26 protein-coding genes are annotated in these 26,314 nt (G+C 49.8%); 15 read left to right on the top strand and 11 right to left on the bottom strand.

Annotated elements, in window-relative coordinates; genetic code table 11:
• The 12 genes from lptE to HCX92_RS11315 all read left to right on the top strand — a co-directional run bounded on the left by lptE (position 1) and on the right by HCX92_RS11315 (position 12,048).
• Positions 1-582, top strand: coding sequence for an LPS assembly lipoprotein LptE (lptE, locus tag HCX92_RS11260; RefSeq protein WP_169295070.1), 582 nt, complete (start codon positions 1-3; stop codon positions 580-582).
• Position 583: 1 nt separating this feature from the next.
• Positions 584-1,636: a DNA polymerase III subunit delta gene (gene holA / locus HCX92_RS11265; protein WP_169295071.1), complete on the top strand. Its 1,053-nt coding sequence runs from the start codon at positions 584-586 to the stop codon at positions 1,634-1,636.
• A 22-nt stretch (positions 1,637-1,658) separates the two neighbouring features.
• Positions 1,659-2,921 (top strand): glutamate-5-semialdehyde dehydrogenase, encoded by a 1,263-nt coding sequence (locus HCX92_RS11270; protein ID WP_169295072.1) that lies wholly within the window; start codon positions 1,659-1,661, stop codon positions 2,919-2,921.
• A 9-nt stretch (positions 2,922-2,930) separates the two neighbouring features.
• Entirely contained in the window at positions 2,931-3,353 is a 423-nt protein-coding gene (locus tag HCX92_RS11275; protein ID WP_169295073.1) for a CopD family protein, read from the top strand.
• A gap of 12 nt (positions 3,354-3,365) precedes the next feature.
• Positions 3,366-4,910 carry a class I SAM-dependent RNA methyltransferase gene (locus HCX92_RS11280; protein WP_169295074.1) on the top strand — a complete coding sequence of 515 codons (1,545 nt, stop codon included), beginning with the start codon at positions 3,366-3,368 and terminating at the stop codon, positions 4,908-4,910.
• A gap of 2 nt (positions 4,911-4,912) precedes the next feature.
• On the top strand, positions 4,913-5,404 hold the full coding sequence (locus HCX92_RS11285) for an RDD family protein (RefSeq protein WP_169295075.1): 492 nt from the start codon (positions 4,913-4,915) through the stop codon (positions 5,402-5,404).
• 145 nt (positions 5,405-5,549) lie between these two features.
• Positions 5,550-6,560, top strand: coding sequence for a hypothetical protein (locus tag HCX92_RS11290; RefSeq protein WP_169295076.1), 1,011 nt, complete (start codon positions 5,550-5,552; stop codon positions 6,558-6,560).
• Positions 6,557-7,963, top strand: a complete 1,407-nt coding sequence (locus HCX92_RS11295; protein WP_169295077.1) for a hypothetical protein — start codon at positions 6,557-6,559, stop codon at positions 7,961-7,963. The genes HCX92_RS11290 and HCX92_RS11295 overlap by 4 nt, the downstream gene beginning before the upstream one ends.
• 128 nt (positions 7,964-8,091) lie before the next feature.
• Positions 8,092-9,453, top strand: a complete 1,362-nt coding sequence (locus tag HCX92_RS11300) for an AMP-binding protein (RefSeq protein WP_169295078.1) — start codon at positions 8,092-8,094, stop codon at positions 9,451-9,453.
• Positions 9,454-9,464: 11 nt separating this feature from the next.
• On the top strand, positions 9,465-9,986 hold the full coding sequence (locus HCX92_RS11305) for a gamma carbonic anhydrase family protein (RefSeq protein ID WP_169295079.1): 522 nt from the start codon (positions 9,465-9,467) through the stop codon (positions 9,984-9,986).
• 29 nt (positions 9,987-10,015) lie between these two features.
• Complete coding sequence (hslO, locus tag HCX92_RS11310) at positions 10,016-10,936, top strand: Hsp33 family molecular chaperone HslO (protein WP_169295080.1); 921 nt, start codon at positions 10,016-10,018, stop codon at positions 10,934-10,936.
• An 83-nt stretch (positions 10,937-11,019) separates the two neighbouring features.
• Positions 11,020-12,048: a TadE family protein gene (locus HCX92_RS11315; protein WP_169295081.1), complete on the top strand. Its 1,029-nt coding sequence runs from the start codon at positions 11,020-11,022 to the stop codon at positions 12,046-12,048.
• A 23-nt stretch (positions 12,049-12,071) separates the two neighbouring features.
• Here the strand turns inward: HCX92_RS11315 and ftsB are convergent, their stop codons facing one another.
• From ftsB to HCX92_RS11350, 7 genes are all read right to left on the bottom strand, one after another.
• Positions 12,072-12,431 (bottom strand): cell division protein FtsB, encoded by a 360-nt coding sequence (gene ftsB / locus HCX92_RS11320; RefSeq protein ID WP_169295082.1) that lies wholly within the window; start codon positions 12,429-12,431, stop codon positions 12,072-12,074.
• Positions 12,432-12,446: 15 nt separating this feature from the next.
• Positions 12,447-13,739, bottom strand: a complete 1,293-nt coding sequence (eno, locus tag HCX92_RS11325; protein ID WP_169295083.1) for a phosphopyruvate hydratase — start codon at positions 13,737-13,739, stop codon at positions 12,447-12,449.
• 43 nt (positions 13,740-13,782) lie between these two features.
• Positions 13,783-14,208, bottom strand: a complete 426-nt coding sequence (locus HCX92_RS11330) for a MarR family winged helix-turn-helix transcriptional regulator (protein ID WP_169295084.1) — start codon at positions 14,206-14,208, stop codon at positions 13,783-13,785.
• Positions 14,209-15,816 carry an MFS transporter gene (locus HCX92_RS11335; protein WP_169295085.1) on the bottom strand — a complete coding sequence of 536 codons (1,608 nt, stop codon included), beginning with the start codon at positions 15,814-15,816 and terminating at the stop codon, positions 14,209-14,211.
• Between the two features lie 153 nt (positions 15,817-15,969).
• A complete protein-coding gene (kdsA, locus tag HCX92_RS11340; RefSeq protein WP_169295086.1) occupies positions 15,970-16,821 on the bottom strand; it encodes a 3-deoxy-8-phosphooctulonate synthase in 852 nt (283 codons plus the stop codon).
• Positions 16,818-18,476 carry a CTP synthase gene (locus HCX92_RS11345; protein WP_169295087.1) on the bottom strand — a complete coding sequence of 553 codons (1,659 nt, stop codon included), beginning with the start codon at positions 18,474-18,476 and terminating at the stop codon, positions 16,818-16,820. The genes kdsA and HCX92_RS11345 overlap by 4 nt, the downstream gene beginning before the upstream one ends.
• 616 nt (positions 18,477-19,092) lie before the next feature.
• Positions 19,093-19,482 (bottom strand): cupin domain-containing protein, encoded by a 390-nt coding sequence (locus tag HCX92_RS11350; protein ID WP_169295088.1) that lies wholly within the window; start codon positions 19,480-19,482, stop codon positions 19,093-19,095.
• Positions 19,483-19,724: 242 nt separating this feature from the next.
• On the opposite strand from HCX92_RS11350, the gene HCX92_RS11355 reads away from it, so the two are divergent.
• Both HCX92_RS11355 and HCX92_RS11360 read left to right on the top strand, forming a co-directional pair.
• Entirely contained in the window at positions 19,725-20,138 is a 414-nt protein-coding gene (locus tag HCX92_RS11355) for an Hsp20/alpha crystallin family protein (protein WP_200232934.1), read from the top strand.
• Positions 20,139-20,208: 70 nt separating this feature from the next.
• Positions 20,209-20,397 carry an oxidoreductase-like domain-containing protein gene (locus HCX92_RS11360; protein WP_169295089.1) on the top strand — a complete coding sequence of 63 codons (189 nt, stop codon included), beginning with the start codon at positions 20,209-20,211 and terminating at the stop codon, positions 20,395-20,397.
• A 6-nt stretch (positions 20,398-20,403) separates the two neighbouring features.
• Here the strand turns inward: HCX92_RS11360 and HCX92_RS11365 are convergent, their stop codons facing one another.
• Positions 20,404-20,895 carry a YciI family protein gene (locus HCX92_RS11365; RefSeq protein ID WP_169295090.1) on the bottom strand — a complete coding sequence of 164 codons (492 nt, stop codon included), beginning with the start codon at positions 20,893-20,895 and terminating at the stop codon, positions 20,404-20,406.
• Positions 20,896-21,199: 304 nt separating this feature from the next.
• Here HCX92_RS11365 and HCX92_RS11370 point away from each other — a divergent pair, with 304 nt between their 5' ends.
• Entirely contained in the window at positions 21,200-21,559 is a 360-nt protein-coding gene (locus HCX92_RS11370) for a hypothetical protein (RefSeq protein ID WP_169295091.1), read from the top strand.
• Positions 21,560-21,687: 128 nt separating this feature from the next.
• On the opposite strand, the gene HCX92_RS11375 is transcribed toward HCX92_RS11370, so the two are convergent.
• From HCX92_RS11375 to HCX92_RS11385, 3 genes are all read right to left on the bottom strand, one after another.
• Positions 21,688-23,988 carry a nitric-oxide reductase large subunit gene (locus tag HCX92_RS11375; RefSeq protein ID WP_169295092.1) on the bottom strand — a complete coding sequence of 767 codons (2,301 nt, stop codon included), beginning with the start codon at positions 23,986-23,988 and terminating at the stop codon, positions 21,688-21,690.
• Positions 23,989-24,275: 287 nt separating this feature from the next.
• Positions 24,276-25,229: a hypothetical protein gene (locus HCX92_RS11380; protein ID WP_169295093.1), complete on the bottom strand. Its 954-nt coding sequence runs from the start codon at positions 25,227-25,229 to the stop codon at positions 24,276-24,278.
• On the bottom strand, positions 25,226-26,224 hold the full coding sequence (locus HCX92_RS11385) for a hypothetical protein (RefSeq protein ID WP_169295094.1): 999 nt from the start codon (positions 26,222-26,224) through the stop codon (positions 25,226-25,228). Before HCX92_RS11385 ends, HCX92_RS11380 begins: the two co-directional genes overlap by 4 nt.
• Between the last annotated feature and the right edge of the window lie 90 nt (positions 26,225-26,314).

Genomic DNA, 26,314 nt, shown 5'->3' on the forward strand with positions numbered 1-26,314 from the left:
ATGCAGACACAAGCACGCTTCATCTTCCCACATACCAAACGTGTACAACTGTTACTGGCAGCAGGTGTTCTGCTGTGTCTGCTCATTGCCGGCTGCGGCTTTAAAATGCGCGGTCCCACACCACTGCCTTTTTCCACCCTGTATACCAATATCCCGCAAAACTCCGCCTTTGGCTCAAGAGTCTGGCGTGCCATTCAGGCCAACTCGCCCGGTACGACCGTCACTGCCGATGCTGCCCTGGCACAAGCAAAGCTGATTCAGGAGGATTTTAGCCGCTCACGGCGTGAGGTTTCCCTGGACGCCCAGGGTAAGGTCGAGGAATACGAACTCAACCTGGTTCTGACCTTCAGCATGACAGACAGTCATGGCAATGAACTGATCCCAACCTCACGGATTGAGGCCACCCGCCAGCTGCCTTACGATGAAGATGATGCATCGGCCAAGCAGGAAGAAATGGCACAATTGTATACAGACATGGAAAAAAGCATCGCAGACCGCCTGATCCGTCGCATTACATCCCCGGATGTCATCACGACCTATCTGCAACATAACCCGACGCCGGGTTTTGTACCTGCGCAGTAGTATGGGGCAAACCTTTAATCATGATTCGTTTGCCAGTCATATTATCCAGTCTGCTACCGCACTGGATACGCTTTATTGTGTCTGCTCCGATGAACTCTTGCTACGCAATGAAACCGTTGACAGCATACGTCAGGCCTGCCGGGACAAAGGGTATAACGAACGAACCAGCCTCATTCTTGACGCCAATGGCAACTGGAATGCCATTCAGGAATGCACCCAAAGCATTTCCCTGTTTGGCGATCTGAAAATCCTGGAAATCACCATTCCCACCGGCAAACCCGGTAAAACCGGTGCCACGGCACTTATCAATCTTGCAGCACAGGTCCAGAAAGGTGAAATTACCGACACCATTATCGTTATCAGCCTGCCCAAACTGGACAAAACCACGGCCAAAACCAAATGGGCCCAACAGTTGCTGGCAGCCGCTACCGTTGTCAATATTGCCAACATTGATCGCCAGCAATTGCCCGCCTGGATCAAACAACGCCTGAAAAAACAAAATCAGTCTGTCGATGACGCCACGCTTGCCTGGATGACCGACAAGGTAGAAGGCAACCTGTTTGCCGCTCATCAGGAAATTCTCAAGCTGGGTCTGCTATACCCCGAAGGTCAAATCCAGGCGGAAGATATCGAAAAGGCCATTCTGGATGTTGCCCGTTACGATGTTTTTTCCCTGTCCAATGCCATGCTTGAAGGCAATGGACAAAGAACGGTCAGGATGATACAGGGATTGAAAGCCGAAGGCGAGGCGCTGCCGCTGGTACTGGGCGTCATGACCCGGGAAATACGTACCCTGTACACGCTGGCAACTGCCCGTCAGCAAGGTGAAAACATCTCCGGACTATTCAGGCAATTGTATATTTTTCCGCCACGCGATAAATTAATACGTCAGGCACTTGAACGGCTTTCACTCAGGCAATTAATGGGCATGATCCAGCACGCCCATGACATAGACCGCCTTTTCAAGGGCTATCCCGTTAATGGCCGCATGGACGACGCCTGGGAAGAAATTACCCGTCTGGCCTTAAAGGTCGTCAATCCGGCCATCTTATGAATAACAAGGTAGATATTTAACAATGACCCAATCTGTAGATCAGCTCATGGAGCAAATCGGTGCACAGGCCCGCAACGCTTCCAAATACATCATGCAAGCCTGCGATGAACAAAAGTCGGCGGCTTTGCGCTTCATGGCACAGCGTTTGCTTGAAAAGGCCGACTATCTAAAAACCGAAAATGCCAAAGACCTGGAAAATGCCCGCAAGAACAACCTGGAACCTGCCCTGCTTGACCGCCTGACCCTTTCTGACAAGGCCATCGGCTTAATGGCTACCGGACTCAACCAGATTGCCGGCATGGCTGATCCGGTAGGCAGCTTAAGTGCCACACGTGTGCTGCCCAATGGCATCAACATCGCCCAAATGCGCGTACCGCTGGGGGTCATCGGCATCATTTACGAATCGCGCCCCAACGTCACGATTGATGCCGCCGCACTTTGCCTGAAGTCAGGCAATGCAACTATCTTGCGCGGCGGCAGCGAAGCTTTTCATTCAAACCTGGCCTTGGGCAATATCATTCGTGAAGGCCTGGAACACGCCGGCTTGCCTGAAACCGTGGTACAGGTTGTCAGCACCACCGACCGCGCCGCGGTTGGCAAACTGATTACCATGACCGAATACGTGGATGTGATTATTCCCCGGGGTGGCAAAAACCTCATCAAGCGGCTTAGCGAAGAAGCCCGGGTTCCCCTGATCAAGCACCTGGACGGCAACTGTCACATTTATATTGACCAGTACGCTGATCCCGAAAAAGCCTTTCAGATTGCCCTGCATGCCAAAACCTTCCGCTATGGTATTTGTGGCACCATGGAAACCCTGCTGGTGCACGCCGCCATTGCCCCTGAAGTATTACCCCGTCTGGCACAGGCCTATGCCGAACACCAGGTAGAGCTGCGCGGCTGCGAAAAAACCCGCTCCCTGATTCCTGCCGTCAAACCGGCCACCGAAGAGGACTGGGATACCGAATACCTGGCACCCATTCTGGCCATCCGCGTGGTGGACAGCCTTGATCAGGCCATCGAGCACATTGCACGGCACAGTTCAGGCCATACAGAATCCATTATTACCGAACGCATTCACGAAGCCAGCCTCTTCCAAAGACAGGTTGACTCAAGCTCGGTCTATGTCAACCTGCCCACCATTTTCGCCGATGGCTTTGAATATGGCCTGGGTGCGGAAATCGGCATTTCCACCAACCGGCTGCATGCCCGCGGACCTGTCGGCCTTGAAGGCCTGACCACTTATAAATGGGTCTTGAACGGTAACGGTCAACTTCGCAAATAAGAGAAAAAAATGTTGTACTTATGGCTTAAAACCCTGCATATCGTTTTTGTCACTTCCTGGTTTGCCGGGTTGTTTTACCTGCCACGCATTTATGTCAACATGGCGCAAACCACAAATCCCGATACGTATCAGGCCATGCTGGGCATGGCTGCCCGCCTGCTGCGTTTCACCAACAAACTGGCCATCCCCGCCGTCATCTTCGGTCTGTGGATGATGATCCAATTCAAAATCGGTCTTACCGACGGCTGGATGCACGCCAAACTGCTTTTGGTCGCTGGTGTGCTTGGCTATCATTACTCCTGCGCCCGTATTTACCGGCAATTCGAACAACACAAAAACACCCGCTCTCATGTTTATTACCGCTGGTTTAACGAGATACCTGTCTTTTTGCTGCTGTTGATCGTTGCGCTGGTCATTATCAAACCTTTTTAAAAAACAATATACATGTCAGAAGACAACACACCACCCCGCAAAAAGCTCGTACTAAAAAAGCCATCCGGCCAAAATGAACAAAGCCCAGCAGGCGAATCCCAAAAGCCGCGCCTGCGTTCAGGGGCACGTGCCCGCAACGTGGCACTGGCCAGTTTTGCCGAATCCAGCACAAGCGCCGACAAAACCATCAAAAACAAGATTCAGTCACGCCCCCTGCCCCGCACCGCAGGCTATGCCAAGCATCGCCCCAGCCTTGCCGACCGCTTAAGCCGTGGCGCTGAAACCATCGGGCAATTTCCCGATACACAAAAAAACACCCGCAAACCCGCTGTGGTCAAGGGTGACTCGTCCTACGAAGCGTCTAGAAACCCTCGCAAAGAGCCACGCAGACAAAGAACCCAGTACCAGCACACCGAAATATTCCGGGTATTTGCTCCCTGCCCCCAAGGGCTTGAAGACGTCCTGTTCGAGGAAATCAGCGCCCTGGGCTTTGAAAACGTGGAAAAAGGACGTGCCGGCTGTGCCTTTAGCTGCGACTGGATGGGTATCATGCGGGCCAATCTGTATTCACGATTGGCCACCCGGATTCTGGTACAGGTCTCACATGCTCCCATCATGACCGAAGATGATATTTACGAACTGGCTTATGACACGCCTTGGGAGCAATGGTTTGGTGCTGAACACACGCTACGGGTAGACACCTCTGCCATCAAAAGCCCCATGAAAAGCCTCATGTTCTGTAACCTGAAGGCCAAAGACGGCATTTGCGACCGCCTGCGTGACCGTGAAGGCGAACGTCCCAGCATTGACACCGTCCGACCCGATGCCAAGGTTCACCTGTTTCTGTCCAGCGACAGCGCTACCCTTTATCTGGATACCTCTGGCGAATCCTTGTTCAAGCGTGGCTGGCGCCTTGACAAAGGCGAAGCTCCACTTCGGGAAAACCTGGCCGCCGGCATTCTGGCCCTCTCGGGCTGGGACCCTTCCATGCCCCTGTATGACCCATTTTGCGGCAGTGGCACCATTCTTATTGAAGCGGCCTGGATTGCCCAGGGCGTACCGCCCGGTATTTCACGCCCGTTTGGCTTCGAACGCCTGCGCAATTTTGACTACCGTCGCTGGAAAGACCTGAAAGCAGATGCGCTAAGCCGCATGGCACCCAAACTGGAAACGCCGTTATATGGGTCTGATATCAACCCGCACGCCATTGCAGCGGCCAAAGACAACCTGCACCGGGCCCGTCTGTCCGACGCCTCTATTTTCTTTGATGTCAAGGATGCCCGCTTCACCCAGGCTCCGGCCGAACGTGGCTGGCTAATCACCAACCCGCCTTATGGCGAACGCATGGACCCTGAAGACGACACCCTGTGGCGCGAATGGTCTTCCTGCCTGAAAAAAGAATTTGCCAACTGGAACGTGCATATTATTTCCAGTGACCTTGACCTGCCCAAAAAACTCAGGCTCAAACCCAAACAGCGCATTCCGCTTTTTAACGGCGCGCTTGACTGCCGCCTGTTTGCCTTTGAAATGGTCAGCGACAGCTATCGGAACAAATAATAATGACTTACCCTGCCAGACTGCGAATTTTTGCCTGCATGATGTACGAAGGCGTACTTTTGTTTGGCCTTGTTTTTTTCGCTTCCTATATTTTTGACACCTTGACCCAAAGCCGTCACGGCCTGATGTACCATGCCCCCCGGCAAGCCCTGCTGTTTTTGGTGATTGGTCTTTACTTCATTACTTCATGGAAGCGCAAAGGGCAGACGCTTCCCATGAAAACCTGGAATATTCTGCTTTGCGATAAAAGCGGGAACAAACCCGGAACAGGCCAGTTAATTTTAAGGTACCTGCTGTGCTGGCCCATTCCCCTGCTGGGTGCCGCGGGCATTTACTTTCTTTCCCAATCCCTGGGCTGGGCCTCGATAACCATGTTCATTATTGTGACGCCCTTCCTGAATTTTGTGTATAGCTGGTTGGACCGTGACGGTTTAATGATGCATGATCGTCTGGCCGGTACTCGTTTAATTAACATAACCGGCAAGCGTATTTAAATGTTAAAATGTGTATATCAGAGTATTTATTTATAGTACTGGTATACGTAACAAACGTTTAACGCTGGCTGTCAGGGTTCTGGCTTGCATCCGGCAATGCCATCTTGTAACAATACGCTTAATTCACTACAACCGGAAATTTGCCATGCGATCACTGACCCTTTTATTTCGGCCCCTGATCCTCGCTGTTGCCTTGATGCTATGTGTTATTCCCCGCCTTGCACAAGCACAAGCACAAGCACAAGCACAAGCACAAACACAAGATCAAAAACTCTACCTTGAGCTCTGGGCCGAAGCGGAAGCGTTCCGGTCCCTGGCATCAAAAAATTTCCTGGCAGCCCTGAAAAATTCATCTACCCCTGAGGCCAATCTTACCTTTGCCGAATTGGGTGAACTGCTTTGGCTTGATCAGGACAATGCCGATGACTGGTCGATTTTTTTCCGCCACTCACTGGTCAACTTTGTCGCGACTGGCAGTGAGGTTGAGTTTGTTTACTTTCAGCACCCCTGGGCCGATATTACCTTATTGACCCTCTGGTCACGAACACCCAAGGATAATCGCCTGCGCATTGTGGATACCGGCATTCTCCTGAACAGTGTCATCCGTGGCGCCAAAGTTCCGTTCCAGATAGGCCGGGGATGGATGCAAGAAAAAGCTTCGGCACCCGTAGCCATTGGACAAGTAAACGCAAAAACCACCAGCCAGATCGTTGCTGCCGGAATGGGCCAAATCCCAAACCCGCTGGCCTCCTTAAATGTTGAACAGGCAGAAGCCATGGTTGCCGGCGCTGCCCTGCAATGGATGGAGCACCAGACTAGCCTGTTGCCATTATTCGTCGATGAAACCGGTGTGGCCCATGCCATGCGCATTGCCTGGAACAGGCTGTTGCTTGCCGCCCGAAAAGGGCAGTTGGCCGATGTATTGCCGCCCAATACCCCAATCAAAGAACTTAATGCCGTGGATTCTGCACTGTGGGCTTCTTTGGAACCGGTTGCCTATGTTGAAGACGGGAAAAATGCAGTATCAATCTTTGCCTCCTCGCACAACCCCAACATTTATGCGACCCTGGCAATTAGTGATGATAATAATAAAGTAAAAATCACCCATTTTGATTTTTACCGGTTTTCCGATTTTCTGGACAAGGACGCGAAATGAATTATTCGGTTTTAACTGCGTTGGGACTCTCGCTTTGCATCACTAATATAGCCATGGCACAAAAAACGGCTACCGTTATCATACCTCCCCCCACTCATTTCAATGCAATTCCCACTGCTCAAAGCCAGAATGAACAGCCTTCCCCCCTCTGGGTTGTCGCGCAAGATGAAGCGCCTGCAAGTGACAAATTAAGTACCGTGGAAGAGGTCCTGTACGTAACAGGTGAAACACTCAGCGATGAACCTGTACAGCAAAGCATTAAAATAGCTGAAAATTACGCACTGAATAACCAAATAAAGCTGGATGAAATTCATAAAGAGAACACCAAGGAATTTAACAAGCTAAACAAAAGTATACAGACGAAAAGCAGTAAGGCACCAGGTTACGTGACCCCAAAAAAAACACAAACCAAACTGGATAATCTCAAAAATAAAGCCAAACTGTCCGGCAAACAACAAAGCCAGGCCGCGGCAAAAACAAACTTCCTGTCAAAACTGGGTAAAGTACTTAACGCCCTTGACGTCGTTTCAGTTGCGGCCGAAACTACCGGCTACCTTTCAACCGGTGACACCACAGGCGCTGCCGGTGCCTTAGTGAGAGGAGGCGTCAAGAAAGGGGCTGAAGCAGGCGGTGCACTGGCCGGCTCTTTCATACCCGGTGGTTCAATCGCTGGCGCCTGGGCTGGCGGCCAAGCCTATACAGAATATGTCGAACCCAGGATCAATGAAATCGAAGATGCCGTCCGTGATGAACAAACCCGTCAAAAATACATAAACAAGCCCTGGTACACGCCTCAACCGTATATGGACAGCAATGGCAATATCAAATACTTTGCTGAAAACGAATATATGGACAAGAAAACCGGCACTATCTACACGCGCAGCCCAGAAGAGCAGAAAGAATACGAGCATCAACAACGCGTTAACTGGAATAACCAAAATACCTTGCAAAAACTTGACGACACCATCTGGAACCCCGAAGCCGATACAGAACAAGAAGCACCCCCTGCCACTGAACCAGCCACCACTGATGAACTCATCGCCCAGATCGCACCGGTCCAGGTAAAAGCCTCAACGACAGTACACGAGATCATCGGCGAAATCGCGGGTAAACCTTTAGTAATGAAATCAACACTCACCTTCACTTTCTGGAATCTAGGTGCCTATGCCCCCCAATACAGCAAAGTCCGCCTCGACGTAATTAATTCAACTGATACCACCTCTGATAAAAACGTCATGAGTGGAACCTTTTCGGGTGGCCCAAACGGTGTCATACGCATACAGAGCGATGATGAGACCATATTGTTCCAGTTAAACAACGGCACAGAATTGATAGGAAAGGGCATAACCATCCCGGTGTCAAATCCTGCCGCCTTTGCAAACTGGCCCAAAGACCTGAGGTAAACCTGTTTAATCTACATAGCCGGGTCAGGCAATTAAATGTTAGAATGAGCCTTATAGTGGAAAAGTGGGTCAGAAATGGCCCTTTTATTTTCCTTCAGCATCAAAAAACAGGCCTCTCAAACAGTCATATGACAGATCAATATAATTCACTGTATCAATCATTTGAATGGTTAGTTCCATCACATTTCAATATTGCGGATGCCTGCTGTCATCGCTGGGCCTCCAGTCCGCACGAAGCCCGTCAAGTTGCCATTTATTTCGAAGACCAGGTGGGCCAGCTCACCATGCTGACTTACGGCCAGCTTTCAGAACAAGTCAATAAACTGGCCAACGGTTTCATCCGCATGGGCATACAACCCCAGGATCGTATTGCCATTGCCCTGCAACACTCGGCAGAAAGTGCGGTAACCCAGTTGGCGGCACTTACCGTGGGTGCCATTGCCGTACCGCTAACCGCAACCCTGACCGCGGCCGAATATGCCGAACGCATTCACGATTCACAAGCCAGGGTGGCCATTGTTGACAAGCATTCCATTGCCCCCATGATGTCGGCCATCGACAATCATTCTCCGGTCAAACAGATTATTGGCATTCATACCGAAGATGAGCGTATTATTTCATGGCGTACCTTGCTGGCAAGACAACCCGGGACCTTCACGCCGGTTATTGTGGCATCCAACTCACCCGCCCTGCTCATCTACCCGCATCCCTCTGAAAACAAACCACTCAGGGGAACTTTGCTGCACCATAGTACGTTAATTGGTACGCTGCCCGGTTTTGTAGCCTCCCAAAACTGGTTCCCCAAAGGCAAGGATATCCTCTGGACCTCTTTTGACTGGAGCACGCCCAACGGCCTGCTCAATGCCCTGCTGCCTACGCTTTACTTTGGCCGCTCCATTGTTGGATGCCCCAGCGGACGCACTATTCCGCGCCTGTTCACCCTCCTGGAGCACTATCAGATTACCAATATGCTCGTCTCGAGCTACGAACTGGAGCGCATCAGGAATCACCCCGATCCGTTGCTCGAGTTCCAAATTGCCATCCGTTGCATTACCTGTCCCGACACCGAAATCACCCGGACACTGCGCGACTGGGTCAGCGAACGCTTTAATGTAAGCATCAACAGTGTTTTCGCACCACTGGGTTTTGGGTATATTATTGGTGAAAGCCATGAAAAGTGGCCATCCAGGTACGGCAGCATTGGCAAACCCTACCCCGGACATAGCGTTGCCATTATCAACGAAGACGGTGAAGAGCTGGAAGTCGGCCAGTCTGGTGAAATTGCCATTCACACCACCGATCAATATGACTATCCCGATCCAAGCGTTTCCCTGTCATACTGGTCCAGCTCACAAATTCACGAAACACCCAAAACAGGTGAGTGGATCGGCACCGGGGTTATAGGCTATGCCGATGACGATGGTTATATATGGCGTACCCCCATTGAGCCCACAAATCTCACAGACACTGTCAGTGAATCAACTTCTTGAAAGGAAACCGAATGGCCATTTACCAACTTGAAAACCTGGTACCCCATATTGATCCCAGTGCATTTATCTTTGAGAATGCAACCCTGATCGGTAATGTAACACTGGCCGCCAATGTCAGTATCTGGGCCAATGTTTCCATTCGGGCCGATAATGCCAGCATTATCATCGATGAAAACAGCAACGTACAGGAAGGCAGTGTCTTGCACGTTGATGAAGGAGTACCGCTATATATAGCCAAAAATGTAACGGTAGGCCATCAGGCCATGCTGCACGGCTGTACCATTGGTGAAGGCTCATTAATTGGCATGCAGGCCATTGTGCTTAACAATGCCGTTATTGGCAAAAACTGTATTATTGGTGCGGGCGCCATCGTTCCCGAAGGAAAAGTGATCCCCGACAATTCACTGGTTATTGGTGTGGCAAAAATTGCCCGTACCCTGACCAATGAAGACCTTGCCGGTGTGCATGCAGGCACCCGTCATTACGTAGAACAAGGCAAACGCTACTCTCAACACCTGAAACGCCTTGATTAATCCGTCTCAGGATATATTTTCTTGCTGTCATGAACGATTCCTTAAAAAAATACCTGTTTGAAGACCGCAGTACGCGAGTTCAAACCGTCAATCTTACCCAAACCTGGGCCGAAGCGCTGGGCCACCAGCACTATCCGCCCACTATCCGAAGGCTCTTGGGAGAATTAAGCGCAGCAGCCGTCCTGCTGACATCAAACATCAAGTTTGATGGCTCCTTGATTCTTCAATTGCAAGGTGATGGCCCCATTAGCCTGATTGTGGTCGAGTGCGACACTTCACTTCACGTGCGTGCCACCGTTAAAATGCGACAAGAGTTTGTTTGTCCTGAAAACGGTACCCTGCAAACCCTGCTCAATGCCAACGGCAATGGCCGGTTTGCGGTCATTCTTGACCCCAAAAACAGATCTGAAGGCATGCAACCCTACCAAGGCATTGTACCCATGCAAGGCAACTCGGTGGCACACGTACTTGAACACTACATGAAGCACTCCGAACAGCTGAATACCCGATTATGGCTTGCTGCCAATGATGAAAAAGCCTGCGGGTTCCTGCTGCAGCAACTGCCTTCAACAGGCGGCATACTTGCGGCCACGCAAACCACCGATGAGACCTGGGAACGCGCTGTTCAGTTTGCCGAAACCCTCAGCACCGAAGAGCTGCTTTCCACCGATGAGGACACCCTGATCCACCGTCTGTACTGGGAAGAAACCTTGATTGCCTATGAACCGATTGCTGTCACCTGGTTTTGTCCCTGTACCCGTGAAAGGGTTGCCAACATGCTTAAAATGCTGGGTAGCGAAGAAATTGCCAGCATACTTAGTGAGCGGGAAAACATCGAGATCTCCTGTGATTTTTGTGGCAAACCCTATGTTTTTGATCCGGTAGACTGTGCAAAACTGTTTGTGAATCCAGACAGTTTTGTGGTCAAGGGCAATACCTCAAGCCACTAACCACACAGCGAACTATTGGATCAATCCATCCATTTGTAAAACTCACAATTTACAGCCTTCAAGAGTAAGCACAGACTAACGTCATGCTTACTCTTTTGTTTTTCTCCCCAACGATAAAACACCCTTTACCCGAACCGGCTCATACCCAAAAAAACAAGGGCTTTGGTTCGGTAGAGTTCTTGCTGGTTGCCACCCCCCTATTAATGCTGGGCATGGGCTCACTGGAGGCCTCATATTGGTATATTACCCGTCAGGCAAGCAGCCTTGCACTGTTTGAGGCTGCCCGTGCCGCCGCCACCCACCATGCCAGTCCACAACGCATAGAACTGGCTTTTGAAAAAGCACTGCATCCTCTTTTCACGCCAGCTGGCCAATATGCGAACCCCGCCACTCGCATGCAGGCCTATTTCCAACGCATCACACAAAAAACCGGACAGGCACCATGGCGTATCGTGATCAAAAGCCCAAACCAGACCGATTTTACCGATTTCCAGCGTAAAGACCTGCTTATAGCACAACAAACCGGTCGGCCTGCCATTGACAACAATTATCAGTACGAGCAATACCTGCGTACCGGTACGGGCAAGTCTTCAGGCCATAACATTTTTCAGGCCAATACACTGCAAATAGAGCTAACCTACCCTTACCAGGCCCTTATTCCCGGCATAAGTCAATTATTCAGGATGCTGGCAGGCAAGGGGTCCGCTTACGATGCTCAACTCATGGATCAGGGCATCCTGCCCATCAAGCAGACCTTGTCCATCAGCATGCAATCCCATCCTGTTTTATGGCCGGTGGATCCCGGTGGAAAAGTGCTTTACAGTCACAACCTACTCAACGGAAACGATATTTTCCACCCACAAAGCAACAACAACCAAACCTGTACGGGTTTATGGTGCGGACCACTCAGCGACAGGGCAAAAACCTTACCCACATCATCCGGCAACACAAGACCTGCGGCCCAACAAATGCCCGCTGCCAATCATCCGCAAACACCCGCCAAAGACGCAGGCACCAGCTCACCAGCAGCGTCCAAAACACCGGCTCCGGAAGATGAAATTTCAGTAGATGGGCAAGATCCGGCCTGTGGCATCAACCTTTGCTGTACCTAGCAAACGTTAGGCAGAACCTGTATTTATTGTGCGGAAGGAGCGGCGCTGACGGCCGGTTTGGATGCTTCGGTTTTTTTACCGATAGGCAGGGTAATGGTAGGCACTGCCTCATTGGGAACCAGGATCTGCACCAGGGTTTCACCCTCATTTATCATCCCCATTTCGATGCGTGCACGATCTTCAAGGGCCTGGGTGCCTGATTCCAAATCCTGGACTTCTGCTTTCATGGCATTGTTTCGAGCCAACAATGCCTTGTTTTTTTCATGCTGCTCTTTAAGCTGCTCTTTTAATTCCGCCACCCGCAACCAGCCCGACTCTCCCTTCCATAAGGGATACTGAATGGCGATACATGCCAGCAGAAGCAACAAAAAAAGCAAACGCATGAGATAAACAGCCGATTAGCGGTTACGCAAATTATAAAATGCGTCTACCCCGGGGTAATAAGCCACTTCAGCCAATTCTTCTTCGATACGAAGCAACTGGTTGTATTTGGCCATGCGATCGGAACGGGACAGTGAACCGGTTTTGATTTGCATGGCATTGGTTGCCACGGCAATATCGGCAATGGTTGAGTCTTCGGTTTCACCTGAACGATGAGAAATAACGGCAGTATAACCGGCACGTTTGGCCATTTCAATGGCAGCAAAAGTTTCAGTTAGCGTACCAATCTGGTTGATCTTGATTAGGATGGAGTTGCCGATGCCCTGGTCAATACCCTGCTTGAGGATTTTGGTGTTGGTCACGAACAGGTCATCACCCACCAGCTGTACTTTCTTGCCCAGCAGATCGGTCAGGATTTTCCAGCCTTCCCAGTCATTTTCAGACATGCCGTCTTCAATGGAGACGATGGGATACTTATCGCACCAGGAAGCCAGCAAATTGGCAAATTCGGTTGAGGTCAATGAGATACCACCCTCACCGGCCAAATGATATTTACCGTCTTTGTAGAATTCGGAGCTGGCGCAATCAAGTGCCAGGGCAATTTGAGAACCGGCTTCGTAGCCTGCGTTTTCAATCGCTTTCAGAATGAGCTGAATGGCAGCTTCGTGATTGGCCACGTTAGGTGCAAAACCACCTTCGTCACCCACTGCGGTTGACATGCCCTGGTCGTGAATGATTTTTTTCAGTGCATGAAAAACTTCTGCACCCATACGCAAAGCCTCACGGAAGCTGCTGGCACCGACCGGCAGAATCATGAACTCCTGCATATCAAGCGTATTATTGGCATGCGCACCACCGTTGATCACGTTCATCATGGGCACGGGCATGCTCATGGGGCCGCTACCACCGAAATAACGGTACAAAGAAAGGCCGGATTCATCGGCCGCGGCACGGGCAACCGCCATACTGACTGCCAGCATGGCATTGGCACCCAAGCGCTCTTTGGTTTCAGTTCCGTCCAGATCAATCAGGGTACGATCAATAAAAGTTTGTTCCTGGGCATCAAGTCCAATCAGGGCTTCGGAAATTTCCGTGTTGACATTTTCAACAGCTTTCAAGACGCCTTTACCCAAATAACGTGATTTATCACCGTCACGCAATTCAATGGCCTCACGCTCGCCGGTTGATGCGCCAGAGGGAACCGCTGCACGCCCCATGGCACCGGATTCCAATAAAACATCACATTCAACAGTCGGATTTCCGCGAGAATCCAAAATTTCACGGCCGATAATATCTACAATAGCACTCATGGTTATGAATTTCCTGCCTGTTCAAGTATTACAAAGGTTTTTGTCATAGGCTGAATTGTACATGACAAAGACGGGCTTGTATTTTATCAAGCGTGGCAATCAACACATGAATTTCATCTTCAGGAAGATCAAGCGTTATTTTTGCCAAAAATGCATCGCGCTTGTTCCAGGTTTTGGTCATGAACTCCCGTCCCTTCGCTGTCAACAACACATTGGTAACCCGGTTGTCATCTTGATTCATGGAGCGTTTTACCCAGCCTTCTTTTTCCATGGCTTTTACATGTCGGGTCAGCGTCGCCGCATCTACATCCAGCGAACTCACCAGTTGCTTTTGTGAAACAGGCGTGTCGCCCAAAGCCAGCAGGATCCTCCATCTTATTCCCGGAATGCCTACTTCAGCTTCAAACAGCCTTGCCCAGGTTCGGTAAATGCGACCCACGCGCTGCATCATCTCAAGTTCCAACGCCATTTAGACTCCTTTTTGCTTATCTGTTTTCTTATCTTTCAGGTCTATCAAAGGCAATCGATACACCCAAACAGTTGCCAACAAGGTCAGGGCAAATACGATCCAGAAACCCGAATGAATGGCAGCGACCAGGGTTTCACGACCGGCATCTATCCAGAATTGAATATCGCCCACCCCGATTTGTTGAGCCTGTGCCTGCAAGGCTGCTTGCTGGACGGGATTCACCAGGACTTGCGCATCAAACAGCCCCTGCAGTGAATCGGGAGGTATTTTATCGCCTATTTGCCGCACCATGCCTGTTGCATACAAATAATTAACCAATGAGCCCACAACAGCAATACCCAGCATGCCCCCTATCATCCGGATGGATTGAACCAGGGCGGTTGCAATACCCAGGTTTGACTTACCCGCCACTTCCTGTGAAAAAATGGTCAGATTGGGCATAATCATACCAAGCCCTACGCCCCCCAGCACCATATAAGCCATAAACACATATGATGAACCCTCACGATTGGAAAAAATCGTACCCAGAATACAAACCAGTACCAGTACAAAACCGGCATATAAAATATGATTGGGGCGTTTAAGACTGGTAACGACCTTGCCACTTAAAATACTGCCCACCGTTACACATACCACCAATGGCGTAATCAGAATACCAGCCTCATTAGGAGACAACGCGAATCCGCCCTGCAGAAAAAGAGGTATATAAAACAACAGGCTGAACAAGGTAAAGCCAAGTAAAAGCGATAACAAAAACAGCACATTCATGCTCTTTATGCGAAAAAGTTCAAGTGGTATCAGTGCATAAGGACAATGGGCTTCCCATTTGAACAAGAGCAGCGTAAACAATATAAATACCAGTCCCAGCATGACCACGTTCCAGCTCATGCCATACCTTCCCAGAAACTCAACAAAAAACTGCAGGCTACCCAGTACCAAGGTAATTAACACGGCTCCGACCCAGTCCAACCTGATAACCTGTTTATGCGGGTAACGGATAAGCGGCAAGTATTGCCAGATAGACCAAAGCCCCAACAGACTAATGGGCACATTCACAAAAAAAATAGACCGCCAGCCATAATACTCGGTAAGAAAACCACCCAACGATGGCCCCACGACACTGGCAATGCCATAAGCAGAACTTAAAAAAACCTGCCATTTAAGCCTGACAGCCGCTGACGGAAACAGGTCGGGAATACAGGCAAAGGCCGTGCCCACCAGCATGCCCCCACCCACCCCCTGCAAGCCTCTGGAAAGAATCAGCTGCAACATGCTGTCTGCCATGCCGCTAAGAATGGAGGCCGTTGTAAAAATAATTATGGAAGCGATGACAAACGGCTTACGCCCGTAAAAATCACCCAGACGCCCAAAAATGGGAACCGTAATGACCGAGGCCAGCAAATACGAGGTTCCCACCCAGGCATACAAATCAAAACTGTTCAACTCTGCCGCAATGGTGGGCATGGCCGTCCCGACAATGGATTGATCAAGCCCAACCAGAATAGTCACAAAACACAAGCCCAGAGTGGCCAGCAATGACTGTCGAAAGGGAAGCCTTCTTCCGGTACCTGAATCCTCATCATCAATATGAATAGGCTGTGCAGACATGATATGGCAAACACTTAAAAAATTAATTGATTATGAAAACATTTTATATGAAACTATTTTACTGTCAATAAATCAAACAAGAAAAAACCGTTGCACCAATGAGATTATCATTAACGCAACGGACTTATTCAAATACGCTTTGTTAAGCTGTGCTTAAAACCGGTCTTCCATAAAACCTTGCTGTTTCACGATCCGGTCAATCGCAACCAAAGAACTCAGTAAAGCTTCCATATGCTGCAAAGGTACTGCATTGGGACCGTCCGACAAAGCCTGAGCAGGATCTGGGTGGGTTTCCATAAAAAGCCCGGAAATACCCACTGCCACTGCCGCTCGCGCCAGTACGGGAACAAACTCACGCTGACCTCCTGAAGAAGTACCCTGCCCACCCGGCAACTGTACCGAGTGAGTGGCATCAAACACAACCGGGCAAGCGGTTTGGCGCATAATGGCCAATGAGCGCATGTCAGATACCAGATTATTGTAACCGAACGAGGCGCCACGTTCACAAACCATGATATTGGAACCGTCACCACCGGCATTAATGGCCGCTTCTCGTGCCTTGTTGACGACCTGAATCATATCGGCCGGGGCCAGAAACTGCCCCTTTTTGATATTCACCGGCTTCAGCGTCGCTGCACAGGCCTGGATGAAATCGGTTTGGCGACACAGAAACGCGGGCGTTTGCAACACATCAACGACTGCAGCCACATCCCTGACCTGGCTTTCATCATGAACGTCGGTTAACACCGGTACTTTCAGAGTATCGCGGACATCTGACAGGATTTGCAAACCTTCTTCCATGCCAGGGCCACGATATGACTTGCCCGAACTGCGATTGGCCTTATCAAAAGAACTTTTATAAATAAAAGGGATCTGTAGACGGCCAGTGATTTCCTGAAGCATGCCTGCCGTATCGAAGGCCATTTGTCGGGACTCGATAACGCAAGGCCCCGCAATCAGAAAAAACGGCTTGTCCAGACCGACTTCAAATCCGCATAAATTCATACCTGATCCTTTTGGGCACGCTGACGCTGGTTCTCCAGGGCAGCCTTGATGTAACTGACAAACAAGGGATGTTCCGCACGGGGCGTTGAAGTGAACTCAGGGTGGAACTGCACACCCATGAACCAGGGATGAGACGGAATCTCCATGATTTCAGGCAGGTTCTCGGTGGGAGTACGGGCACTGATCACCATGCCGGCCTCTTCAAGACGGGGAACATACACATTATTCACCTCATAGCGATGACGGTGACGTTCATTGACTTCAGGACCGTATATTTCATAAGCACGAGTGCCTTCCTTGACGGGGCAACGCTGCGCGCCCTTGCGCATGGTGCCACCCAGATCGGAATTTTCGCTACGTGTTTCCAGCTTGCCTTCCCGGTCTTGCCACTCGGTAATAAGGGCCACCACCGGATGGGCTGTGGAAGGATCCAGCTCGGTACTGTTGGCACCACCCAATTGCGCCACATTGCGGGCAAACTCAATCACCGCCAGTTGCATGCCCAGGCAAATACCCAGGTACGGAACACCGTTTTCACGGGCATATTTAATCGCCTGAATCTTGCCTTCGGTACCCCGTTTACCAAAACCGCCGGGCACCAGGATCGCATCCATCCCTTCAAGGCAGGCCGTACCGTTTTCCTCGATATCTTCGGAGTCGATATAGTTGATCACCACCCTGGACTTGGTATAAATGCCCGCATGCACCAATGCTTCGGTTAAGGATTTATAAGACTCGGTAAGGTCAACATATTTGCCCACCATGCCAATCTGAACTTCATGCTCGGGGTTTTCCAGTAAATGCACCAGGTTATCCCATTTGGACAAATTAGCTGCTGGTGCGGTAATGCCTAGTGCATCACAAACGATGGAGTCCAGTTTTTGCTTGTGCAGCATGGCCGGGATTTTATAAATAGAGTCTTCATCCCAGACAGAAATGACGGCATCCAGTGGTACATTGGAAAACAGGGAAATTTTGGCCCGCTCATCGTCGGGGATGGGGCGATCGGCACGGCACAGCAAGGCATTGGGATAAATACCGATTTCACGCAATTTTTGCACTGAATGCTGGGTTGGCTTGGTTTTCAATTCGCCCGCGGAAGCAATAAACGGCACCAGTGTAAGGTGCACAAAAGCCGCTCCCTGGCGACCCAGGCGATGGCTCATTTGACGGGCAGCCTCCAGGAACGGCAGGGATTCGATATCACCCACCGTACCGCCAATTTCAACAATGGCAACATCGGCGTTACCGTCGTAGGCTTTCTTGGCACCACGAATGATGAAATCCTGGATTTCGTTGGTAATGTGAGGAATGACCTGGACTGTTTTACCCAGATAATCACCACGGCGCTCTTTACGCAATACCGATTCGTAAATTTGCCCGGTGGTGAAGTTGTTGGATTTATGCATGCGGGCGGAGATAAAACGCTCGTAATGACCCAGGTCAAGGTCGGTTTCCGCGCCGTCTTCGGTAACAAAAACCTCTCCGTGCTGAAGCGGGCTCATGGTGCCTGGATCGACGTTAATGTAGGGATCCAGTTTTAACATTGTCACACGCAAACCGCGTGATTCCAGAATGGCGGCCAAAGAAGCGGCAGCAATACCCTTGCCTAAGGAAGAGACCACACCACCTGTAACAAACACATACTTAGTCATTGTAAAAAAGCCCTTGGACCGGGCTGTAGCATGAAATGGAAATTATAACTGAGGTGCATTTTTTTTTCTCCCCCTAAATTGACTTTCTGCAAAACCGATTCGGGAAAAAGCCATCTTTTTCATTCGAGCATTTGTTGTACCCAACAAATTACTTTGCCATTTTTTTATAGTGCTTTCATGAATTGCCCTTCTGCCAAACCACCCACATAATCGAACTTGGCTGATGAACCACCGCCACCCAACCAGTAAGGCTCAGGTGGGTGAATGCAGCAGGACTTATTCAACTTTTAATGGCAAGTAAAAAATGCAGACAAAAAGAAAAATCATCACCCTGACCATTGGCTTTATTATTGCTTTTTTTAGCGCAATTGGCCTGCTTTCGCTTTGGGCCAGTTCCCTGTATTAGGGAATGAAACCCCTGTTGACAAGGCAAACAGGGGCTTTTACCTAACCCCCTGTCATTGACCGCTCATGACAGCCTAAGCACGGAAAACCCCGCCACAGAAGGTGCCCTTCTGCCGTGCGAGGTTTTTAATGCATTATGTTGCTTTATTTATATAAGAGCCGTTTTTATGACGTTGCGGGCAATAAAACGCCCTACCGGCCATAAAGGACATTATTCGGTTGTTTTACCATCGAAATGTTCTTCAACCTCATCGGCCTTGGTAGGCTGCAACACGCCATCACGGTGCTCTGGAGGACCATAAATTGTGTAAAGTTTCAAGGCAACCGTGCCGGTATTTACCACATTATGCACGGCACCGGCCGGCACAATAATGGCAAAATCATCCTCAACCTGATGCGTGGCGCCATCCAGGTACAAAGTACCTTTACCCTCTTCGATCCGCAAGAACTGGTCGTGGGTTTCGTGCACTTCCTGGCCGATTTCCTCTCCGGGCTGCAGGGTCATCAGTACCAATTGCAGATTTTTGCCCGTGTATAAAACCTTACGGTAATTTTCGTTTTCAACGGTCAGTTTTTCAATATTATCTACAAAGCCTTTCATTCATATCTCCAGTCAAGAGTTTACAGGACTACTGTTAAACGATTATAAGCATGATTGCAGTTAATTTCTTTAATCAAACATACAGAAACATAAATTAAATCAAATCAACAAGACTTGAAATTGCAAACATGATACTCATATACTAAACAGGTTGTTACAGCGCTGTTCAAATTTATTATTTCCCTAACCAAAATGCTTCTTTATATCATAAAGAAACCTTTAACCTGGAGTATGTAAATATCATGAGCAATCTGACACGTTACGAAGATTTAAATGATCTGTTTAACGGTTTTTTCCTGAAACCCGTTGGTTTTCCCAAAAATGCCCCCGCGCTTACCATCAAAACAGACATCTCGGAAAAAGAAGATGCCTTCCTGGTAAAAGCAGAACTGCCTGGTGTCAAGAAAGAAGATATTAAAGTCAAAATTGAAGGTGATACACTCAGCATTAGCGCTGAAGTCAAGCAGGAGTCTGAAAAGAAAGAAGGTGAACGCGTCCTGCACAGTGAACGCTACTATGGTTCGGTCAGCCGCAGCTTCCGTCTTGGCAATGAAATTGACCAGGCTGCGTCCACGGCAAAATACGAAGATGGTGTCCTGAACCTGGAGCTTAAAAAACTCGCCAACAAGCCTTCATCTCACCTGACGGTTGAATAAACCCGGGCAAATTTATGCCAAGCAACAAAAAGGCTGCCGGTAAAGCAGCCTTTTTTATTGGGAGAAAACCTTGCAGAAAAAACCGCAAAAACAGGATCAGCCAGACCCCAGGCCAGTTCCTCCGGTACGTCCTGACAATGATGAATGCTGCCATAGCGGGTGCGACCCCTGCGTATTTGACCTTTACCAAAACGATCTGGAACGTTACCGGGAGGCACTGAAACAATGGCAAAAGCGCCAACCCAAGCCCCGGCATTGATTTTGCCTAACGGCTTTCCAGAATGGCGCCGCCCTCACCCTCCCAATTTTGTTCACTTTCATTCAACGGTTTTTTTTGGGCATATTTTTTAATCCGGGCATGAACATCCGGATATTTTTCAAAAATGGCCCGCGCCTCTTCAGAAAAATCATCGGTTTCATGAAGCCGCCTTACTTCAATAACATCACCTTCCTGCAAGGGACATAGCAAAGCCCATTCCACCGCCTGGTCTATGGAGTTTACTTTAAGCATCCAATAGACTCCCAATGTTTCAGTCACCCCCTCATACGGAGAATGCTGGATAATCTGCTTGCCTCCTTCGTATTTAATCCTGACTCCTGAAGCAGGCGGATGCAGGGCATTCAATGACAGCAATACTCCTGCCTTGAACAGCAGGTCGTTATACTTCATCATGGATTCCAAAGCCACGTTATCAGATACGATCGACTTGCTCGCCCTGTCATAACCTTTGGGAATCATTAAAATAAGCACTCTCATGACAATACCTCCTTATAAAAAGGGGCCTACATTTCACGGGTTTGCTCCCGTTGTAAATGGTTATCCACTTTTATTGTTGAAATCCTTGTGAACAACTTTCAAATAAGATTGTACAGCCATTCCAAGCAATTGAAAAACCAGCATTTTTTTATTAACGCTCTATTTTTAACCAATACCCGACATACCCTTTATTCTTCACACTTTATACATGGCAATACAAAAATCGCTGTTACAATAAACAGCTAATCTTTGTACCATCACAATTACCTAATAAAAACACCAAAACCAAACTGAAGGAAGCGCCATGAACCAAGAAATCACCCCTACCCCATCACCCGCAACCGATCCCAAAACCTATACCATCATTATTTACATTTTAATGACGCTGGGTCTGTTTACGGGTGTTTTTGGTCTGGTGGCCGTTATCATGGCCTACATCAAAAAAGAAGATTTCAAGGGAACGGTTTATTATGACCACATGGTTTACCTGATCAAAACCTTCTGGGCAGGCTTGGCAGCGGCTATTGTGGGTATTATTCTCATGATTATTCTTATTGGCTGGATTATTTTCATTGCCGCCTATATCTGGTTCATCTACCGTATCACCCTGGGCTTCATCAATTTGCTTGATGGCAAACCGGTTTCCACCACCTCATGGTTTTAAGGAAGCAAAATAGGACTGAACGCTGCCAGTAACAGCGTTCAGTCCTGGAAAAAGTTTGGGCATTACCGGTCGTTAAACCCTTCACACCCAAACCACGCTTGACCTGACCTCTTCACATTACGCCAAAATTACCACTCTTTTCTGGCCGAGGCCCTGGCATGGGTGCCTGCACCCGCCATCACAGTGGCATCATGATCTCCCGAATGAAGCAGGCCCAGCACAACCTGCCAGCCAACTGAGAAGGCCCCCACAATGAACACTACATCACCAAAGGTGCGGATCCAGCGCAAGGTTTCCAAAAACCCCTGCTGCAAAAAAGTATCACTGCGTGCATACCACATGCCCACATCCACACTGGCTTCAAACTGGAACAGGCCGACCGGCAGCAGGCTGGTTAAAATCATTAACACCAATCCCGCATTCAGCCACCAGAACCCGGTGCCCATCAATTTATCGCTAAACACAAAACCTGGCTTGATATAACGCAGTACCAGCAATACAAAACCAATGGCCAGGAACCCATAAACGCCAAACAGGGCCGCGTGCGCATGCACCGCTGTCGTGTTCAGGCCTTGCAGGTAGAACAAGGCAATCGGCGTATTAATCATGAAGCCAAAAATACCGGCACCCACCATATTCCAAAATGCAACAGCCACAAAACACATCAATGGCCATTTCACTTTTTCCATCCATGGTGCCCGTGCTTTCAGGCTCCAGTGCTCCCATGCCTCATAGCCCAGCAGAATCAAAGGCACCACCTCCAGGGCGCTAAACGCGGCACCAATTGCCATAATAGGCGTTGTGGTGCCCGAGAAATACAGGTGATGAAAAGTGCCGGGCACGCCCCCCACCATAAACAGGGATGCCGCCGCCAGGCTGGCCGTGGTTGCCATACGACGGGAAACCAGGCCCATACTGGAAAACACAAAAGCCAAAGCGGTGGTGGCAAAAACCTCAAATATTCCCTCTACCCACAAGTGCACCACCCACCAACGCCAGTATTCCATAATCGTGATATGGGTGCGTTCGCCATAAAACAGGCCTGTACCATAAAACAGACCTATCGCAATGGTAGACGTGCATAGCAGGGCCAGCAGGTTTTTATCACCGCCCTGCTTCAGTGCAGGTATAAAGGCCCTGAGCATTAGCCCCAGCCAGAAGACAATACCAATAAACAAAGCCAGCTGCCAAACCCGGCCAAGGTCCAGATACTCATACCCCTGGTGGCCCAACCAGAAATTCAGGTACTCTGGCATAACCTGCTTGATGGCCAGGAAATTACCTGCCAGCGTGCCCACGACCACCACAATCAAGGCCACAAACAGAATATTCACCCCCAGCTTTTGATACGGAGGATCTTTCCCGCCGTTCACCAATGGCCCCAGAAACAGGCCAACACTTAAGAATGCCGTGGCAATCCAGAAAATGGCCAGTTGCAAGTGCCAGGTACGGGTTAATGAGTAGGGAAACCACTGTGAAACATCAATCCCGTAAAAATGCTGCCCTTCAATAGTGTAGTGCGCGGTAAACCCGCCCAACAGAACCTGCGCGGCAAACAAGGCAACCACAACAAACAAATATTTGCCCAGGGCCCTTTGTGACGGGGTTAGTCCTGCCAGCGAAAGCGGGTCATTGGCAGGCGCCTGGGGCTCTGGTTCATGGCGGCGTAAAAACGCCCAGCCCATAACCAGAAAACCGGTTCCGGCAATCAGGATAATCACACAGGCCAAAGACCACAGTACATTTTCTGTTGTCGGATGGTTACCCACCAAAGGCTCGGGCGGCCAGTTATTGGTATACGTAGCCACACTGCCCGGCCTTTCGGTAGAAGCTGCCCAGGATGTCCAGAAAAAGAACTTGGTTAATGCCTGCCTGCGTTCATCATTAGGCAGGGTATTTTCCTTCATGGCATAGTTGTCGCGCATTTGCCGTAACGCAGGATCATCCCCATAGAGTCTGAAATAATGGTCTGCCGTTTGCTCAATGGCCTGTGCCCGTCGCTCGGATACAGTCATCACACCCGTTTCGGCATTCAGGGTATTGGCCCTGAATTCTTTTTTAGCCGCATAAATCAGGCTGGCCTGGCTATCAAAATCCAACTCATCATAAGGTTTGCCGTATTTGTCCAGCGCAGCCAGATTCAGCCAGGCCAGCAATTCCCGGTGCAACCAGTCTGCCGTCCAGTCGGGCGCCTGGTAAGCACCATGCCCCCAGATGGAACCTACCTGCATACCACCAGTACTTTGCCAGGCCGTTTGCCCATCCAGAACCTCATCTTTGGTCATGACAACCTTGCCCGAAGGCGTGACCACCTGATTGGGAATGGGAGGAACGTGCTTGTAGACCTCTACACCAGCCAAGCCCAGAATTGCAAAGGTTATCGCCAGAACGGCAATTAATGTCCACCATAATGCCTTGTACTCTCTCATGATCCTTCCTCCCTCATGCCTGCTTGTGAAACCATATTTGCACCGACAATCAACTTTGGTACCGAACCAATGAAATCGCAATTAAGTGGTAGAGCCGATTATTGTTTTTTAATACTTATATATTTTTATTATTTACTTGAATAAAAGCGATGGCGCAAAATGCGTCAATCTGTACGTGGCACCCCATATTCGCATTGAACTCCATAGATACGATAAGCGTCAAGCAACATCTGAATTAGCGTTACATTTATTACCGAATTATTAAAATGCTTTCCTTTTGCAAACAGTCAGTCACGCGGTACATAAAGACTTGAAAAATTGGCGGGGCTTTGTGCCATTTCGTAGCGCTGCGTCCAAATTTCGGACACCGAATCATCCATCACCGGGAACTGTCTGGCCAGGCCTGAAACCGCAACATCCTGACCGGCAGTATTCCAGGAAACCACCAACACAAAAGGCGGCTGATCTTTAGTGTACGGCATGTCATCCATGCCATCAGATGACATGCTAGCCCAAAGTTCTTCGATGACCCGAGCCGGCCTGGCAACATCTCCATCACTTTTTCCGGCATAAGCCGGCGGTGCCAGCGGTGCTTGCTGAACCGGCATCCAATCCATGTTAGGGCCTACCGGATCAACCAGGCCAAGACAAGGCTCACCCAGACAATCAGCAGCCTGCGCCTGGGCATCAGGGATCTCTTTGCGGCTGGCATGCAAAAGACCTGCCCTGGTACCCATGACCGGCGCCATGACAAATCGCCAACTAACATTCGGCCCAACACCAAACTCCGCAGGCGCAGCCACCTGTGCTTCGGGCACAAATGCCAACAGCTCGTTGCGACGTGCCGGCCCCACGTTATAGCGTGTGACTTCCACATAGTCCTGCCGTGCCTCCGGAACCTCAGAAGAAGCATTCATGCTGTAAGCAACCCGATAGCGGGCATGCGGTAAGCTGGCTTCTTTGGCATCAAACAGCAATATTGCGCGAGTAATGGGATCCAGGTCCGCATCTGGCAAACTTATCGACGCGCGCCCATTTGGCGCTCCAGGAAAATTTCTTTTTGAATAATAATGATCACCGGTTAAGCTATCGGGATCAACAATGACATAATCCTGAGCCTGGACAAATTCCCGGGCGTTAACGTCAAGCGCTGCCAATGCCTGCTGGTAAACCTGACTGGCTGCCGTTGGCCCTGCTAGCAAGAACAGGCCTGTCACCCCAAGTATCAGACGTGTACTCATGACTGGCTACCTCCGGTTTCTACAGAAACATCCCGGGCCTCAGGCGTACCTGAAGTCCAACGGGCTGCCCTGTCTTTCAACTGGCCGAACTTGCTGGACACCCCTTCCAGACGGGATGTCCAGGTGGGGTCCGGGCTTTGGCCCTCAATGGCTTTAAAATAAGACTGCAACAGGCATGCAATGGCAAAAGGCTCAATGACCGCAACCTTGATCGACCAGGCAAACAACAGGGCAAATACAACACTACCTGCCGACCAGGTGCCGGGCATGAAATAAACCAGGGCGGCAGCCGGTGCCAGCAACACCAGAAACACCAGCAACGACAGCCCGTACATCAGCAAGGTAAGCCAGGCCGCATTCCTGAGCATTCCCGGTGCATTCTGTGCGTACAAAACCAGGGCCGTTTGTGCCGACGTCCAGGGATTGCCACTTTCCGTTTTGATGGCATAGGCAAGTATGATTTCATCAATTAAACCCACCGACACCCGAAGAAAGACGCGCACCACCCCCATCACCTGTTGCATGCCCGGGATGGGAAGAATACTGCCCAGCCCTTGCAACAAGCCTGTAATGGCAGTAATGACACCCTTGACAAGCTGGTCTATCACGAACAGCACATTGGCTTGAGCGTAACGGCTTTTCACCACCGAGCCGGCGTACTCAATTTGCGACTTGCCACCCGGTATGGGCTTGCTGTCAAGCAACTGCACCATTGCCGCGATATGGGCAGCCTTAACCATGTACAGAATGTATTCCCTAAGAAAATACATAATTCCCGCCGTTACGCCAAAACCAATGGCTCCTCCCCAGAACGCGGCCGTTGCCTGAAAACCCTCGTCACCCAGCCCGCCAATTCCCCAGCCAATCCCAGAGCCTATACCGGTCATCAGGATATACGCCAGCGTAATGCCAAAATACACCGCACAGCGCAATAAAATGAAGGGCATGGTTTGCATCATTAATGTCAAGGATCGCCCAATACTGAAATCCCACATATACTTTCTCCTTAACCTGTTTTTATCAATTGACCCTGCCCAAGCAATCACCATCACCCAGTGTATCCAAAGTTCACAGGAAAGAAACCG

Source organism: Advenella sp. EE-W14 (assembly GCF_012923605.1).
Taxonomy (GTDB): Bacteria; Pseudomonadota; Gammaproteobacteria; order Burkholderiales; family Burkholderiaceae_B; genus Advenella; species Advenella alkanexedens.